We start from the raw sequence: 15,716 nt of genomic DNA, 5'->3' as shown, positions 1-15,716 counted from the left end.
AATGTTTATTTCAAAATCAATTTACCAATCAATTCAACGGAGCCAACTTATCTTTCACAACATTTGACGGAGAGCCTTATTTTTTAAGTGGGGTATGAACATTTTTCATGCCCTACTTTTCACTTAATTAAAGGAAATTTAAGATTTATGTCGAATAAAAAATTTAGTACCTGGTCTTAATTTTAAGGAACATTTATCCTATGTACGGATAAAAAATGATTTTGAGTGGAATCGTAAAAAGAAGGAAATATTTTTATACTATTCATAGTTCAAAAGGAGGAAAACAGATGAATATTAGCGAAATTAAAGAACTAATCCAATTGATTAATGAAACAGAGATTACTGAATTGGAATTGGAAACTGAAAAGACCAGGCTGGTTTTGCGTAAAGGTGGAGTACAGGTTGAGTTAGGTCAAAATCAGACCATCCAGGTCAACCCAAATCCAGTACCCCATGCAGTTGGGGTTTTAAATGCTACTAAAACTAAAGAACCTGAATCAGAAGAAAAACCTGATAAAAAAGGTGAACCAGTTAAGGCTCCAATGGTTGGTACTTTCTATCGAGCACCTCGTCCTGGAGCTGATCCGTTTGTCAAAGTGGGTGATAGGGTTGAAGTAGGTCAAACTCTCTGTATAATTGAAGCTATGAAATTAATGAATGAGATTGAAGCAGAATTTACCGGAAAAATAGTGGATATACTAGTAGAGGATGGCCAGCCTGTAGAATACGGTCAGACTTTATTCATAATCGATCCAGAAAAATAATTGTATCAGTTGGAGGTAAAAATAGATGTTTAAAAAAATATTGATTGCAAACCGTGGAGAAATTGCAGTAAGAATTATTAGAGCCTGTCGTGAGATGGGAATCAAAACAGTTGCCATTTATTCTGAAGCTGACCGTAATGCTTTACATGTACAGGCTGCTGATGAAGCCTACTGTATAGGGCCAAATCCCTCTACTAAAAGTTATTTAAATATCCCCAATATTATGAGTGTTGCCAGTATTGCCAAGGTAGATGCTATTCATCCGGGCTATGGTTTTCTTTCTGAGAATGCTCATTTTGCTGAGGTTTGTGAAGAATGCGGTTTTGTTTTTATCGGTCCTAAGCCCAAAACTATTGAAAAGATGGGGGATAAAGCCATTGCCCGCAAAACTATGATTGAGGCAGGGGTTCCCGTAGTCCCTGGAACTGAAGACGCCATTCAGGATATAGATGAGGCTATTTATAAGGCTGAAGAGATTGGGTATCCTGTGATCATTAAAGCCTCTGCTGGTGGAGGCGGTCGGGGAATGCGGGTTGCTTACAATAAAGAAGATCTGATTAGGGCAATTAATACAGCAAGTGCAGAAGCTGAAGCAGCTTTTGGAAATGCACATGTTTATCTGGAGAAATATGTAGAAGAACCGCGGCATATAGAGTTTCAAATTTTAGCAGATGATTATGGAAATGTGATTCATTTGGGTGAACGGGATTGTTCCATTCAACGCCGTCACCAGAAAATGATTGAAGAGGCACCTTCTCCTGCTCTCACTCCTGAATTAAGAAGTAAAATGGGTGAGATGGCGATTAAAGCTGCTAAAGCAGCAAATTATGTCAATGCCGGAACGGTAGAATTTTTATTGGATAAACATAATAATTTTTATTTCATTGAAATGAATACCCGGATTCAGGTGGAGCATCCTGTAACTGAGATGATTACAGGAATTGATCTGATTAAAGCCCAGATCAGGATTGCAGAAGGTCATGAACTGGCTTTAACACAGGACGATATTCAGATTATTGGAACTTCTATTGAATGCCGGATCAATGCTGAAGATCCAGAGCGTAATTTTATGCCCTCTCCCGGTACTGTGACCAGGTATTTACCACCGGGAGGTCCAGGAGTTAGAGTCGATAGTGCAGTTTATCAGGGTTATACGATTCCACCTTATTATGATTCGATGGTTGGTAAGTTGATTGTCTGGGGGGCTAATCGTGAAGAGGCTATTGACCGGATGAAGCGGGCTTTAAATGAATTTGTGATTGAAGGAATTAAGACCACGATTCCATTCCATAAAAAGGTCTTAAATAATGATTTTTTCCGCCGCGGAGAGGTTTACACGAATTTTATTCAGCGGAGAATTCTAAATCAGGATTAAATTTTTTCTATGAAAGGTCGAAACTATTAGGAGGTGTTCTGCTTTATGCCATCAGCAAATGAAAAAAGTATAGGTGCGATTCGTATTGCCAATGAGGTTGTAAGTATCATTGCTGGTCTGGCTGCTACTGAGATTGAAGGAGTAACTGGGATGAGTGGTGGAATTGTTGGCGGTATTGCCGAGATGTTGGGTAAACGGAACCTTTCTAAAGGTGTAAAGGTAGAAGTAGGTGAGAAGGAAGCAGCAGTAGATTTATATGTGATTATGGATTATGGAGTTTCTATTCCTGATGTGGCCTGGCGGGTACAGGAGAATGTAAAAAAAGCCATTGAGAGTATGACAGGTCTTGATGTAGTAGAGGTAAATGTTCATGTTCAGGGTATAAGTTTTCATAATGAGGAGAATAATGAAGAAGAACTTCCGGCCAGGGTAAAATAGTGGAGGTAGTAAAATGAAATTTTTCCATCGCTTGAGTCTTTTTATATTGACAATTCTTTTTCTATTTTTGACTTTTGTTATAGCTATTTACGCCTTTGGATGGCTACCCCGGGTATATTTACCATTATTATTAGAATCTACATATCAGAATCTGCAGATTGGTCTGGTCTCTTTAGTTTTATTTCTTTTGGGAAGCTGGCTTTTACAGTCATTCATTTCTACCAGTAACCAGAGTGTTCAGACTATTGTTCAGGAGAATGAAATGGGGGAAGTCCGGATTAGTATTTCAGCTTTAAAGGATTTAATAGAGCAGCTGGTTTTAGATCAGCCCGGGATTAAAAATGTTAAAACCAAATTTGATATCAAAAAGCAGATTTTTAATATTTATCTTAAGTTGACAGTTACCACTAATGCCAATATCCCCACTCTTTCAAAAGAGTTGGGAGAGATGGTCAGTGAATATTTGTTGAAAGTTGTTGGGCTTAAAGTGGATAATGTAATGGTAATGGTTGACAAGATAGAAACGTTGAGAAAGAGTTCTGGTTCGACTATACGGGTCAGATAGGGTAAGTGAGGTGAATCAGGATTGGATTTAGTTGAAGTTTTAACCCGGTTATTGGAAATATTTTACCATCACCGGGGGAAGATAATTGGCCTTTTGACCGGGTTTTTAATTAGTATATTGCTCCTGACCCTTGGTCTATTAAAAACTTTTTTTATTGTTGGTTGCAGCATTATTGGTTTTGTGATTGGAAAAAAAGTTGATAACCATGAGGATTTTCGGGATCTTATAGACCGGATTCTTCCTCCCCATGACTAAAATTAGCAAGGAGGAATTGGGTTAGAATGGAACGTATAGCTCGTAGACAACAACGTATCTGGGTATTACAGGCTTTATTCGAAGCAAATTTCCGTAATCTTGATGCCTCGCAAACCCTTGCTAATCTTATTGAGCGGGAACCGGATGCGGCGAAGGCTGATTATACTCAAAAATTGATTCCTCTGGTGATAGAAAATTTAGAGGAGATTGACTCAAAGATTGAGCAGTTTTCAAAAGATTGGCGTATTGATCGAATGGCTAAGGTAGATTTATGTATTTTGCGGATGGCCATTGCTGAGATGTTATATATAGATGATGTGGCAGATAGTGTAGCAATTAATGAGGCTTTAGAGATTGCTAAGGAGTACAGTACTGAAAAATCAGCTAAATTTATTAACGGTATACTTGGAGCTTTTTCTAAGTCTTTAGAGGAAAAACAGGAGGAAATAAAATGATTTTGGGTATTGATACCAGTAATTATACTACATCAGTAGCTGTTGTTTCTAAAGAACAACAGCTTCTTTTTGATAAGAGGATTGTTTTAAATGTGCCCGAAGGTAAAAGAGGGCTTCAACAATCAGAGGCTGTCTTTCAACATCTGAAAAATTTACCTGATTTATTGGAAAAAGTTCTTGATAAATACCGGGCCAGCATCACCGGGATCTGTTATAGTATGAAACCCCGTCCTATTGAAGGGTCATATATGCCTGTCTTTAAAGTAGGAGAAGGTTATGCCAGAGCAGTGGCAAAAGCCTTAGGTGTACCATTATATCCTTCCACCCATCAGGAAGGACATCTGGCAGCAGGGCTTTGGTCTGTTGGTTTTATGCCAAAGGGCCCTTTTTTAGCTATGCATCTTTCCGGAGGAACCACCGATCTTTTACGGGTCGAACCATATAAAGGCGGTTTTCGGATTGAGCTTTTAGGAAGTTCTGGTGATCTTCATGCCGGCCAGTTTGTGGATCGGATTGGGGTAATGCTGGGACTTAAATTTCCTGCCGGCCCGGCTCTAGAGGAGCTGGCCCGGAAGCAGAAATTAGGTGATGGCATCAGGCTGCCATCATCTGTTGAAGGTTATATGGTGAGTTTTTCTGGTCCGTGTTCAGCTGCTGAACGGGAAATAAGAGCCGGAGTGGAACCGGAGAAAGTGGCTTTTGCTGTTTTTCGGTGTATTGCCAATTCGGTAGAAAAGGTGCTTTTAAAAGCAATCGAAAAAACAGGACTTAAGGAAGTTCTTTTTGTAGGGGGAGTTGCTGCCAATAGCTTTATTAAAGAGAGACTTATCCGACGGTTAGAGCACCCGGCAGTGGGAGCTAGACTTTATTTTGCAAAACCTCACTACAGTCGGGATAATGCTGTGGGTATTGCAGTAATAAAATTTTTACTGAGGTAATTTATAGCAATTTTATTTCCGTTAATTAAATGACAATTTTTATTTTTTAGTCTTTTTGCCTTGAAATAAGCAGTAAAATGAATTATAATAACTTTGTGTTTACAATAAAATGTGAATTTTCCCACCAATAAAATATTTAAGTTTTTATGATTTTATCCAGCAATTAAAGAGAATATAAGAATAAGTGTCAGTAAAATGTTTTGAATTTTGCAAATTTGTGTTTTATTTTGTAGAAGTTTTGCGCTGGTATAAAAAAAGGGGGGGTGGTATTTTAAATTTTAAAAGCTAACTTATATATGTTCTTGGGATAACTTTCACAAAAATTGCCTTGCTTAAAAAGGAGGAATGACGAATGAGTAGTTGCAAATGCCAGTGTTCCGGTACTAAAGACGAGCGGTATCTCAAATTAGATGAGATTATCGCTAAATATAAGGGTAAGCCTGGTGCTTTGATTCCGGTTCTTCATCAGGCGCAGGAAATTTTCGGATACTTGCCTGAAGATGTTCAGATTTATGTGGCTAAAGGTTTAGATGTACCTGTAAGCGAAGTCTCTGGTGTTGTAACATTTTATTCTTTTTTCTCTACGGAACCAAAAGGCAAATACACAATTGGAGTATGTATGGGAACAGCCTGTTATGTTAAAGGAGCCGATAAAGTTGTTGAAAAATTGAAAGATATCCTGGACGTTGAAGAGGGCGGGACTACTGCTGATGGTAAATTTACATTGCAGATTACCCGTTGTCTTGGGGCCTGTGGTTTAGCACCTGTTATGACTATTGGTGATGATATTTATGGACGTTTAACCCCCGACAAGATTCCGGAAATTTTGAAAAAATATGATTAAATCTGTGACCTGGTTTGGGAGGGTGGATATTAGATGAAATCTTTAAATGAGTTGAATGAGTTGAAAAAGAAGGCTCAGGAATACATGAATCTGCGTGAAGGTAAAGAGATTGCCCGGGTTACTGTAGCTATGGGGACCTGCGGAATTGCTGCCGGAGCCCGTGAGGTATTGACTGCTGTTATGGATGAAATTAAAAAGAGAAATTTACAACAGATTACCGTAACTCAAACCTCTTGTCCTGGACGCTGTTCTGAAGAGCCAATAGTGATTGTAGAGATGGACGGTCAAAAAGTCATGTATGGAAAAATGGATGCAGAAAAAGCTAGAAAGATGGTTGTTCAGCATCTGGTTAATAAAACAATTTGCAGTGAGTGGGTCATTTAACCCCCTTAAAAATTTCTAAATCAATGTAGCCATTGTAGAAGGAGGGGTATTAATGGAATTTTATCGAGCCCATATTTTGATCTGTGCAGGGGCAGGATGTATTTCTTCAAATTGTCTTTCTGTAAAATCTGAATTGGAAAAGCAATTAAAAGACCAGGGTTTAGATAAAGAAATTATGGTGGTTAAGACAGGTTGTATAGGTACCTGTGACATTGGGCCAGTTATGATTGTCTATCCAGAGGGTGTTTTCTATTGTAATGTACAACCTGAAGATGTCAAAGAGATTGTAGAGGAGCATATCTTAAAAGGTAGACCTGTTAAGCGTTTGATGTATACTGTTCCTACTACCAAGAAAGTTGTAGAAAAGGTTGATGAGATAGATTTTTTAAAGGGACAGACCCGTATTGCTTTAAGAAATTGTGGTGTGATAAACCCTGATAGAATTGAAGAATATATTGCTCGAAATGGTTATGCTGCATTAGGTAAAGTATTAACTCAGATGAAGCCGAAAGAGGTTATTGAGGAGATTAAAAAATCTGGATTACGCGGCCGTGGAGGTGGCGGTTTTCCTACAGGTTTGAAGTGGGAATTTGCTGCAAAATCGCAAAGTCCTCAAAAATATGTAGTATGTAATGCTGATGAAGGCGACCCAGGTGCTTTTATGGATAGAAGTATCCTTGAAGGTGACCCCCATAGTATTATTGAAGCTATGGCTATAGCAGGGTATGCTATCGGTGCTAGCCAGGGCTATGTTTATGTTCGTGCTGAGTATCCATTAGCAGTGGAACGTTTGGGTAATGCTATTGAAAAAGCGCGGGAATTTGGCTTTTTAGGTAAAAATATATTTGGCTCAGGTTTTGATTTTGATTTGGAAATTCGTGTTGGTGCGGGTGCCTTTGTCTGTGGTGAGGAAACAGCTCTCATGCATTCTATTGAGGGTAGAAGAGGTGAGCCAAGACCTAGACCGCCATTTCCTGCTCAAAAAGGTCTCTGGGGTAAACCGACTCTGTTAAATAATGTTGAAACCTATGCTAATATTCCGCCTATTATCTTAAATGGAGCAGACTGGTTTACCCAATATGGTACCGAAAACAGTAAAGGTACTAAAGTATTTGCCGTTGCCGGTGATATTAATAATACAGGTCTTGTAGAAGTACCAATGGGTACAACTTTACGGGAGATTATTTACGATATTTGTGGCGGAATTCCTGAAGGCAAGAAATTTAAAGCTGCTCAGACAGGTGGTCCTTCAGGTGGTTGTATCCCGGAAGAACATTTAGATATTCCAATTGACTATGATTCTCTTAAAGAAATAGGTTCTATGATGGGTTCTGGTGGTTTGATTGTAATGAATGAAGATAACTGTATGGTTGATGTGGCCCGTTTCTTTCTTGAGTTTACAGTTGATGAATCCTGTGGTAAGTGTACCCCATGTCGGGTTGGTACCAGAAGGATGTTGGAAATTTTAGAACGGATCACCAAAGGTGAAGGTAAAGAGGGAGATATCGAACTTCTGGAACGTTTAGCTAAGAATATTAAGGCTACTGCTCTTTGTGGTCTTGGACAGACTGCTCCCAATCCTGTTTTGAGTACTCTAAGATTCTTTAGAGATGAATATGAAGCTCATATTAAAGATAAGATCTGTCCTGCTGGAATTTGTAAAAATCTCTTAAAGTTTAAGATTAATGCTGAGAAATGCAAGGGCTGCGGTATCTGTGCTAAAATCTGTCCAGTAAATGCCATCAGTAAAGGTGAAGATGGAAAATATATAATTGACAATGAAAAATGTATTGCCTGTGGCGCATGTGCTAAAAAATGCCCCTTTGATGCTATTGGAAAAGGAGCGTGAGAGCAGATGGAAATGATTAATTTAACTATAGATGGTCAACAGATTCAAGTTAAAGCGGGTACTACAGTTCTGGAAGCTGCCAGAAGCGCCGGAATAAAAATTCCAACATTGTGTTATATGAAAGAAATTAATGAAATAGGTGCTTGCCGGGTCTGTGTTGTTGAGGCAAATGGCCGAATGGTTGCTTCCTGTGTTACTCCTGTAACAGAAGGAATGGAAATTAAAACTAATACGCCAGCAGTCCGGGAAGCACGAAAAACTGTAGTAGAATTGATGATCTCCGACCATCCAATGGAATGTCTGACCTGTGAACGAAATGGCAAATGCGAACTACAGACCCTTGCTGAAAATCTTGGAATTCGTGAAATACCTTATGAAGGTGCTAGAAGGGATTTACCAAAAGATACTTCAAGCCCTTCAATTGTACGTGATCCAAATAAATGTATTCTCTGTCGAAAATGTGAAGCTGTTTGTGCAAAAATCCAGGAGGCTCACGTTTTAGGTGGTCAAAACCGTGGATTTAATACTATTGTTGCGCCAGCCTTTAGCCTTCCGTTAAATGATGTAGCCTGTACCATGTGCGGGCAATGTATTCACGCATGTCCTGTTGGTGCAATTTATGAAAAAGATGATACAGCTAAGGTCTGGGAAGCTTTAGGAGATCCGGAAAAACACGTTGTTGTTCAAATTGCTCCCGCTGTACGGGTTGCTATAGGTGAAGAATTTGGTTTAGAACCAGGTACTTTAGTTACCGGAAAAGTTTATGCTGCCTTACGTCGATTAGGTTTTGATAAAGTATTTGATACCAACTTTACAGCTGATTTGACCATTGTAGAAGAAGGACATGAATTGATTGAACGACTCAATGATCCTGATGCGACTCTGCCGATGATTACAAGTTGTAGTCCAGGCTGGATTAAATATATTGAACATTTTTATCCTGAGTTGATACCGCATCTTTCAACCTGTAAATCTCCACAGCAAATGTTCGGTGCTCTGGTCAAAACTTACTATCCTGAAAAAGTTGGTATTGATCCTGCCAGAATTTTTAGTGTATCGATTATGCCATGTACTGCTAAAAAGTTTGAAGCCCAGCGTCCTGAGATGAACTCCAGCGGTTATCAGGATGTAGATGCTGTTCTCACTACCCGGGAGCTGGCACGGATGATCAAAGAGGCTGGTATTGACTTTGTTAACCTACCCGATGAAGAAGCTGATGCTCCAATGGGTATTTATACAGGTGCTGGTACCCTTTTTGGTACGACTGGTGGAGTAATGGAAGCTGCGGTAAGAACAGCTTACGAAGTAGTAACTGGTGAACAAATGCCAGATATTGAGCTAAAAGCTGTTCGTGGTCTTACAGGTATTAAGGAAGCAGAAGTAGATTTTAACGGTAAAAAGATCAAAGTTGCCGTTGCCCATGGTCTGGGTAATGCCCGGAAATTGATGGACTTGATTGCAAAAGGTGAAGCAGATTATCACTTCATTGAAATAATGGCTTGTCCTGGTGGCTGTATTGGTGGTGGCGGTCAGCCATTCCCAACTAATGATGAAATAAGAGCTGCCCGTGCACGGGGACTTTACGAAGATGATAAGAATAAACCACTGCGTAAATCTCACGAAAATCCTGCAGTTCAAGAGCTATATAAGGAGTTTCTTAAAAAGCCATTAGGGCATAAATCTCATGAGTTATTGCATACGCACTATACCAGGAGAGGTCGTTATCCTGTAGTAAAAAAATCTGAATAGATAAAAAAATGGGGCTGTCCCAAAAGTAATTAATTACTTTTGGGACAGCCCCTTTTTTCATTGTTCATTTCAAATTCATTGAAAATTTTTCTGTTAAGAAAATAAAAACCCATACCTGACATTCTATACTGTTGCCAGTTTAGCCAGGTTATGGGCTATACACAGTAAACCCCATTCAATTTTTACTTTCTCAAGGCCACGAAGCAGAAATCTCCGGAATGACCAATTACCTTTGATCCTTCCAAAGACAGATTCCGCTTCAATTGCTCTTTGAGAACGGAGTTTCATACCTTTATCGGAACAAAGGTTTTCCTTTACCTTTTGCTTATATTCACGTAATTTAAAATTTATTCTTATTACTCGATCACCTTTGGCCTTGGTACAATTTTCTTTTAACTCACACTCATCACAATTTTCGCATTTGTAATATCTAATTTGTTTAGTATATCCATTTTCAGTCTTAATTTCTTTTGTCTTACAGTAAATGAGTCTTCTTTGAGCAGGACAAATAAACTCGTCGTTTTCTTTATCATACGGCCAGTTTTCTACTTTAAATATATCATTTTTAAACTTCTTCTTTTGTTCTTTATGAAAAGTATTATACTTAACATAAATATTAGTATTAGCTTTCTCTAAGTAATCATAATTTTCCTCACTACCATAACCTGAATCAGCTATCACATTCTCCGGAATCTTACCTGTAACTTCTTTTACTTTTTCTAAATGAGGTATTAAGCATCTTGAATCTGCCGGCCTTTGATGAATACTATAACCAACTACAAACTGATTCTCTGTACCTATCTGAACATTATATGCGGGCTTCAATTGCCCATTTTTCATGTGGTCTTCTTTCATTCTCATAAAAGTTGCATCAGTATCTGTTTTAGAATAACTGTTTCGTCCATTTAAAATCTCTTCCTGTTGCTCATATTTTTTCATTCTGGGAAGACATTTAGTCTTGAGCTCTTTAATTGTTTTCTTTAACTTCTTGTTTTTGGAATTCTTTTCTAGACGTTCTTCAAGTTCCTTAATTTTTTCTTCGAGTTTCTTTGAATCTATTTCTTTTCCTTCACCCATCTCCTCCAGGTCATTATCCCCATACAATCTATTCTCTTCTTCGTTGGTTTTCTCAATCTCTTTTAAAAGTTCATTAATTTTTGCCCTAAGCCTTGCTTTGTACTTCTTTGTCGCTTTTCTCCAGACAAAGCTATATTTGTTTGCATTAGCTTCTATTTTTGTACCATCTAAAAAGTAATTCTCTAACTTTACATATCCTTCTTCTATAAGAAGTTCCAATACTGATGCAAATACCTCATCAATAACATCTTTCATGATCTCTGATCTGAATCGGTTTATCGTCCGAAAATCAGGTTTATTGTTACCACTAAGCCACATAAAATAAATATTTTCCCGAAGTGCCTTGGCAATTCGTCTTGATGAATATATTCTCTGAGTATAGGCATATACTATAACCTTAAGCATCATTTTCGGATGGTAGCTGCTTCTACCCCCACCTTTATATTTTTCAAGCAGGGGTTCAATATTCATCCTTTCTATAGCTGAATTTACCACCCTTACTAAATGATTTTCAGGAATAAACACATCAAAACTCAAAGGCAACATTGTCTGATTCATATTATATTCAATAAATGTCTTTTTATTATGGTTTTTCCTCTTCATATTTATATTTTACCATAAAAAAAAGGTGTTGTCTTTATAAAAATTTCTGACAACACCTTTCTTTTAATATTTACTTTTGGGGGTTATAAAGGGACTTTTGGGACAGCCCCATTTTTTGCGCATTTTTTTTAAAATAGGATTTATTATATTGAATCATCTTTAATAGATTTCTTGCATATGTATGTACAAAATAGCAGTTGAAAGGAGGAAACTTATGAGTATCATTGGTTTTTTAAAGAGATTGTTCAGTCATAAGGAATCCTATTTTAAAAAAACATCTAAACCGCCTGAAAACAAATTAAGTGAAGCTGAAGATAAAAAACTGATTCTCACCAGTTCAGACTTAATGCAAATGGCACGCAAGTTGAAGGAGAAAGGGGAATATGTTCGGGCAGAACAGATTTTAAAGGATGGGGTTAAAGAAGGAGTAAATAATATAAAACTCTGGTGGCTTCTTTTAGAGATTGAAGAATCGCTTAACCGTATTGGTCGAGCTTATTACTGCATAGAAAAGATTTTAGAGATGGAACCTGAGAATGAAAAGGCATTAGAAAAACTGGAAGAAATAAAACCACTGGTAGATAAAGAATTAAGTTATTATATCGAATACAAGATGGCCCCAGAATTCTATAAAATTAAGTAAAGGAGGGAAAGTGATGGGTATTTTCGATTTCTTTCGGCGAAAAAAGAAAAAAATACATAAAATCGATAGTTTTGATCAGCCAGATTTAAAGAAGACTTTATCAGAAGATCCATATGATGGTAAGATTAAAGCAGCCCTTAGCTTAAAAAAAGAGGGAAGGGAAGAAGAAGCAGAAATCTTACTCCGCCAGATTATTGAAGAGAAAAAAGAACATGTGCGGGCATGGTTTGTATTGGCCGAATATTTCATTGAGACAGATGCAGTTGGCCGTGCACTTTACTGTTTTGAAAGAGTTGTAGAATATCAGCCAACCAATCAGAAGGCCAGAGATCAGATTGCTAAATTAAAGAAAATTGTTAGGAGTCGACCTGATTATCTCTGGGAATACAACCAGGAAAAGGGGATTATTTAAGTGGTTTAGAAATATACGAACCCTTATTTTTTATTACCAGAGAAATTATACAGTTGTGGATAATTTTTTTCCCCAGCATCAATAAGTTTTCCTTATAAAATATTATAGTTGAAGGCCAATTTATTTTAATTTTGGAAAAAAAGAATATGTAGAAATAAAATTTGTTGATTTTTTTCACAAAGTGCCTTACAATAGTTATTAGAAAAGGAGGGTAAGCGAATGACAGAACAAATTATTAATGAATTGGAAATTTATGATATTCTGGAAAGGGCAAAAAAGGCAACCCATGAAGAGATTGAAAGGATTATTGAAAAGGGACGAGCGGCTTTAGGTTTAACGCCTAAGGAAGCTGCAGTATTATTGCAAATCAATGACCCCGAACTAACGGAAAAACTTTTCTCTGCGGCTCGTGAAGTAAAGAATCGGATTTATGGTAAAAGGGTGGTTATATTTGCGCCATTATATATTAGCAATAAATGTATCAATAATTGTGTTTATTGCGGTTTTAGGGCCAGTAATAAAAAACTATTCCGTAAAACCTTAACTCGTCAGGAGATTATTGAACAGGTTAAGATTTTAGAATCTTTAGGCCACAAACGTCTTCTCATCGAATTTGGTGAAGATCCTCACGATGCTCATATTGATAGGGTAGTTGAAGCAATTGAAACTATCTATAATGCAGGAGATATTCGCCGGATTAATGTTAATATTGCAGCTACGGGAGTTGAGGAATATCGCAAACTTAAAGCAGCAAGGATTGGAACCTATCAGCTCTTTCAGGAGACATATCATCGGGAAACATATGAAAAGATGCATCCATCGGGACCCAAATCAGATTATGATTACCATCTGACAGCTCATAATCGGGCCTTTGAGGCTGGACTAGATGATCTGGGAATCGGTGTTCTATTTGGACTCTATGACTATAAATTTGAAGTAGTTGCACTTCTTAAGCATGCGGAATATATGGACAAAGTATTGGGAGTTGGGCCACATACCATATCTGTTCCCAGATGGCGGCCTGCCCTTGGTGTAGATAAGTCAAAAATTCCTGCCCTGGTAAGTGATGATGAATTTAAACGGATTGTTGCTATAATCCGATTAGCAGTGCCTTATACTGGAATAATTCTTTCTACCCGTGAGACTGCTGAAGATCGTGATAAGTTGATTGCGTTAGGAGTTTCTCAGATGAGTGCGGGTTCTTGCACCGATGTAGGAGGTTATAGTAATAGACTTGAAGAAAATCACATATATTCTTCTCAATTTGACAACCCTGACCATCGTCCGCCAGATGAAGTTATACGCCGAATCTGTGAATTAGGGTATTTACCCAGTTTCTGTACCGCTTGCTATCGCAATGAAAGAACCGGTGAGAGGTTCATGAAATTGGCGAAAACAGGTAAAATACATAATCTGTGTCAACCTAATGCCATTCTCACTTTCCAGGAATATCTGGAGGATTATGCATCTCCCGAAACTAAGGCTGTGGGAGAGAAGACGATCAAAGAGCAGTTGGAATTAATTCCTGATCCAAAAATGAAGGAATGGACCATTAAGCGGTTAAAGAGGATCAAGCAGGGTGAACGAGATCTGAATATTTAAGAAAAAAAGGAGGAACTTATGGCATTACGTGATAGGTTTTTAAAAAAGATTCGAACTGGTCAGGAATATATTCTGATCTGTTCTTCAACCAACCATATGCTGAAAGCAGAAAAGTTGATACGTTCTTCAGGTATAAATGTAGAGATGATTCCTACCCCTCAGGGGTTAGGTTCAGCCTGTACCACTGCTTTGCTTTTTGATAGTAAAGATAAAGTACAGGTTGAGAAGTTAATTGAAAGACATGATGTAGCTTATGAAGGAATTTATCCTTTAATCAAAAAGGATCGGCGTGAGGCGTGGCAAGAGGTTTTTGTTTATTCAATTTCGGAATCTGTTCTCAGTATTTTAGAAAAAGTAGCAGTAGATGAAGTTTTATCGAAAGAAGAGATTATTACTCTACTTTCTATTGAATCAGAGGAAGAGAAGGCTGCTCTTTTTAAAGCGGCAGATTTGATGCGGGAGGAATGTGTTGGACCTAAAGTTGATATTCGCGGAGCTATAGAGTTTTCTAATTACTGTATAAGATCCTGCAATTATTGTGGTTTAAGAAAGGAGAATAGAAAACTTCACCGCTATCGAATGACCATAGATGAGATTTTAGCTGTGGCATATCGGATGAAAGAGATGGGTATCAAGACTGTGATTCTTCAGTCTGGTGAAGATCCCTTTTATACGGTAGAGCTAATAGAAGAGATTATAAAAACTATTAAAGCGGAGTTGGGAATGCGGATTACTTTGAGTCTTGGAGAACGGAGTTATGAGGAATATCGTCGGTTTAAAGAAGCGGGAGCAAATAATTATCTTTTGAAAATTGAGGCTGCCAATCAGAAACTGTTTTACAAAGCCCACCCTGATGGAGATTGGGAAAAAAGGGCTAAGCACACCAGATGGCTTAAAGAATTGGGATATATTGTGGGTTCAGGTAATATTATAGGGTTACCTGGACAGACTGTTGAGGATATTGCAGAGGATATATTATTTTTCAAAAAATATGGAATCCATATGATCGGGATAGGGCCATTTATACCTGCTGCAAATAGTCCCTGGGCCAATCTGAATCCCGGTACAGTGGATATGACCTTAAAGACATTAGCAGTTACCCGGCTGGTCTGTCAAAATGTCTATATTCCTGCCACCACTGCTTTGGCCACATTGAGTAAGGAGGGTTTTATAAAAGCTTTACGTGCAGGAACCAATACTATTATGTTAATCATGACTCCACCCATTTATCGTGAGAAATATCAGATTTATAGTAATAAAAATATGGTCAACCTGGATTTTGCAGTCGAATGTATTGAGAAAGCGCAAAGGGAACTGCCATCGTATATAAAGGTATAAACACTGTTAAAAACTATCCCTTCTATAGGTTATAACCATAGAAGGGATATTTTATTATTACTAATCACATAAGTCGAGCGTTGAAAAAGAATATATGATTATACTGCAAAAAGCTAATTTTGAGCGACATAGAAATTTTTCGCCAAATCATCTTAGCGAGATTTCCGACGAAATAAGGCCTCATCACAGGAGGTGATGAACTAATCAAGGGCCAGAAGGGCCCTTTGATTAGGAAGCCTTATTTCGGCGGAAATCGAGCTTTAGATGATTCGAAAAATTTCTCAAGAAGCGAAAAATTAGCTTTTTGCAGTTTAAACATATATTTTTTATTGAAAAGAGGCTTGCATTTAGGGAAAAAATATGCTAAGATAAAAATGTAATTGATAATCAATTTCAATTAAGATTATCTGATATGCTAAATCTGA

Annotated in this window: 16 protein-coding genes; 15 read left to right on the top strand and 1 reads right to left on the bottom strand. The window is 37.8% G+C overall.

Annotated elements, in window-relative coordinates:
* The first annotated feature begins 287 nt into the window (after positions 1-287).
* The 11 genes from accB to BBF96_RS09215 all read left to right on the top strand — a co-directional run bounded on the left by accB (position 288) and on the right by BBF96_RS09215 (position 9,616).
* Positions 288-764 (top strand): acetyl-CoA carboxylase biotin carboxyl carrier protein, encoded by a 477-nt coding sequence (gene accB / locus BBF96_RS09265; protein ID WP_127016884.1) that lies wholly within the window; start codon positions 288-290, stop codon positions 762-764.
* 25 nt (positions 765-789) lie between these two features.
* Positions 790-2,139 (top strand): acetyl-CoA carboxylase biotin carboxylase subunit, encoded by a 1,350-nt coding sequence (gene accC, locus BBF96_RS09260; RefSeq protein ID WP_127016883.1) that lies wholly within the window; start codon positions 790-792, stop codon positions 2,137-2,139.
* Between the two features lie 45 nt (positions 2,140-2,184).
* Positions 2,185-2,577, top strand: coding sequence for an Asp23/Gls24 family envelope stress response protein (locus tag BBF96_RS09255; RefSeq protein ID WP_127016882.1), 393 nt, complete (start codon positions 2,185-2,187; stop codon positions 2,575-2,577).
* Positions 2,578-2,590: 13 nt separating this feature from the next.
* Positions 2,591-3,142, top strand: a complete 552-nt coding sequence (amaP, locus tag BBF96_RS09250; RefSeq protein WP_127016881.1) for an alkaline shock response membrane anchor protein AmaP — start codon at positions 2,591-2,593, stop codon at positions 3,140-3,142.
* A 21-nt stretch (positions 3,143-3,163) separates the two neighbouring features.
* Entirely contained in the window at positions 3,164-3,397 is a 234-nt protein-coding gene (locus tag BBF96_RS09245; RefSeq protein ID WP_127016880.1) for a DUF2273 domain-containing protein, read from the top strand.
* A gap of 26 nt (positions 3,398-3,423) precedes the next feature.
* Entirely contained in the window at positions 3,424-3,852 is a 429-nt protein-coding gene (gene nusB, locus BBF96_RS09240) for a transcription antitermination factor NusB (protein WP_127016879.1), read from the top strand.
* A complete protein-coding gene (locus tag BBF96_RS09235; RefSeq protein ID WP_127016878.1) occupies positions 3,849-4,790 on the top strand; it encodes a Kae1-like domain-containing protein in 942 nt (313 codons plus the stop codon). The genes nusB and BBF96_RS09235 overlap by 4 nt, the downstream gene beginning before the upstream one ends.
* Positions 4,791-5,142: 352 nt before the next feature.
* Positions 5,143-5,634 carry an NADH-quinone oxidoreductase subunit NuoE gene (nuoE, locus tag BBF96_RS09230; protein WP_127016877.1) on the top strand — a complete coding sequence of 164 codons (492 nt, stop codon included), beginning with the start codon at positions 5,143-5,145 and terminating at the stop codon, positions 5,632-5,634.
* Positions 5,635-5,667: 33 nt separating this feature from the next.
* A complete protein-coding gene (locus BBF96_RS09225) occupies positions 5,668-6,018 on the top strand; it encodes a (2Fe-2S) ferredoxin domain-containing protein (RefSeq protein WP_127016876.1) in 351 nt (116 codons plus the stop codon).
* Between the two features lie 52 nt (positions 6,019-6,070).
* Complete coding sequence (gene nuoF, locus BBF96_RS09220; protein WP_127016875.1) at positions 6,071-7,867, top strand: NADH-quinone oxidoreductase subunit NuoF; 1,797 nt, start codon at positions 6,071-6,073, stop codon at positions 7,865-7,867.
* 6 nt (positions 7,868-7,873) lie between these two features.
* Complete coding sequence (locus tag BBF96_RS09215; protein ID WP_127016874.1) at positions 7,874-9,616, top strand: NADH-dependent [FeFe] hydrogenase, group A6; 1,743 nt, start codon at positions 7,874-7,876, stop codon at positions 9,614-9,616.
* A gap of 123 nt (positions 9,617-9,739) precedes the next feature.
* On the opposite strand, the gene BBF96_RS09210 is transcribed toward BBF96_RS09215, so the two are convergent.
* Positions 9,740-11,296 (bottom strand): IS1182 family transposase, encoded by a 1,557-nt coding sequence (locus BBF96_RS09210; RefSeq protein ID WP_127016741.1) that lies wholly within the window; start codon positions 11,294-11,296, stop codon positions 9,740-9,742.
* Positions 11,297-11,510: 214 nt separating this feature from the next.
* Between BBF96_RS09210 and BBF96_RS09205 the strand changes: the two genes are divergently transcribed.
* The 4 genes from BBF96_RS09205 (at position 11,511) to hydE (ending at position 15,291) form a co-directional block, all read left to right on the top strand.
* Positions 11,511-11,939: a tetratricopeptide repeat protein gene (locus tag BBF96_RS09205; RefSeq protein WP_127016873.1), complete on the top strand. Its 429-nt coding sequence runs from the start codon at positions 11,511-11,513 to the stop codon at positions 11,937-11,939.
* Between the two features lie 13 nt (positions 11,940-11,952).
* Complete coding sequence (locus tag BBF96_RS09200; RefSeq protein WP_127016872.1) at positions 11,953-12,351, top strand: hypothetical protein; 399 nt, start codon at positions 11,953-11,955, stop codon at positions 12,349-12,351.
* Positions 12,352-12,570: 219 nt separating this feature from the next.
* Positions 12,571-13,953, top strand: coding sequence for a [FeFe] hydrogenase H-cluster radical SAM maturase HydG (hydG, locus tag BBF96_RS09195; RefSeq protein ID WP_127016871.1), 1,383 nt, complete (start codon positions 12,571-12,573; stop codon positions 13,951-13,953).
* Positions 13,954-13,971: 18 nt separating this feature from the next.
* Positions 13,972-15,291, top strand: coding sequence for a [FeFe] hydrogenase H-cluster radical SAM maturase HydE (hydE, locus tag BBF96_RS09190; protein ID WP_127016870.1), 1,320 nt, complete (start codon positions 13,972-13,974; stop codon positions 15,289-15,291).
* Positions 15,292-15,716: the final 425 nt, after the last annotated feature.

Origin of the sequence: Anoxybacter fermentans (assembly GCF_003991135.1) — a bacterium.
Classification (GTDB): domain Bacteria; phylum Bacillota; class Halanaerobiia; order DY22613; family DY22613; genus Anoxybacter; species Anoxybacter fermentans.
This window is presented reverse-complemented; position numbering and strand designations above follow the sequence as displayed.

Bases quoted from the DNA above. Each gene is read 5' to 3' on its own strand.
- hydE (WP_127016870.1), top strand. From the start codon at position 13,972: ATGGCATTACGTGATAGGTTTTTAAAAAAGATTCGAACTGGTCAGGAA.
- hydG (WP_127016871.1), top strand. From the start codon at position 12,571: ATGACAGAACAAATTATTAATGAATTGGAAATTTATGATATTCTGGAA.
- accC (WP_127016883.1), top strand. From the start codon at position 790: ATGTTTAAAAAAATATTGATTGCAAACCGTGGAGAAATTGCAGTAAGA.
- BBF96_RS09210 (WP_127016741.1), bottom strand. From the start codon at position 11,296: ATGAAGAGGAAAAACCATAATAAAAAGACATTTATTGAATATAATATG.
- nuoF (WP_127016875.1), top strand. From the start codon at position 6,071: ATGGAATTTTATCGAGCCCATATTTTGATCTGTGCAGGGGCAGGATGT.
- nuoE (WP_127016877.1), top strand. From the start codon at position 5,143: ATGAGTAGTTGCAAATGCCAGTGTTCCGGTACTAAAGACGAGCGGTAT.
- amaP (WP_127016881.1), top strand. From the start codon at position 2,591: ATGAAATTTTTCCATCGCTTGAGTCTTTTTATATTGACAATTCTTTTT.
- BBF96_RS09225 (WP_127016876.1), top strand. From the start codon at position 5,668: ATGAAATCTTTAAATGAGTTGAATGAGTTGAAAAAGAAGGCTCAGGAA.
- BBF96_RS09255 (WP_127016882.1), top strand. From the start codon at position 2,185: ATGCCATCAGCAAATGAAAAAAGTATAGGTGCGATTCGTATTGCCAAT.
- accB (WP_127016884.1), top strand. From the start codon at position 288: ATGAATATTAGCGAAATTAAAGAACTAATCCAATTGATTAATGAAACA.
- nusB (WP_127016879.1), top strand. From the start codon at position 3,424: ATGGAACGTATAGCTCGTAGACAACAACGTATCTGGGTATTACAGGCT.
- BBF96_RS09205 (WP_127016873.1), top strand. From the start codon at position 11,511: ATGAGTATCATTGGTTTTTTAAAGAGATTGTTCAGTCATAAGGAATCC.
- BBF96_RS09200 (WP_127016872.1), top strand. From the start codon at position 11,953: ATGGGTATTTTCGATTTCTTTCGGCGAAAAAAGAAAAAAATACATAAA.
- BBF96_RS09215 (WP_127016874.1), top strand. From the start codon at position 7,874: ATGGAAATGATTAATTTAACTATAGATGGTCAACAGATTCAAGTTAAA.
- BBF96_RS09235 (WP_127016878.1), top strand. From the start codon at position 3,849: ATGATTTTGGGTATTGATACCAGTAATTATACTACATCAGTAGCTGTT.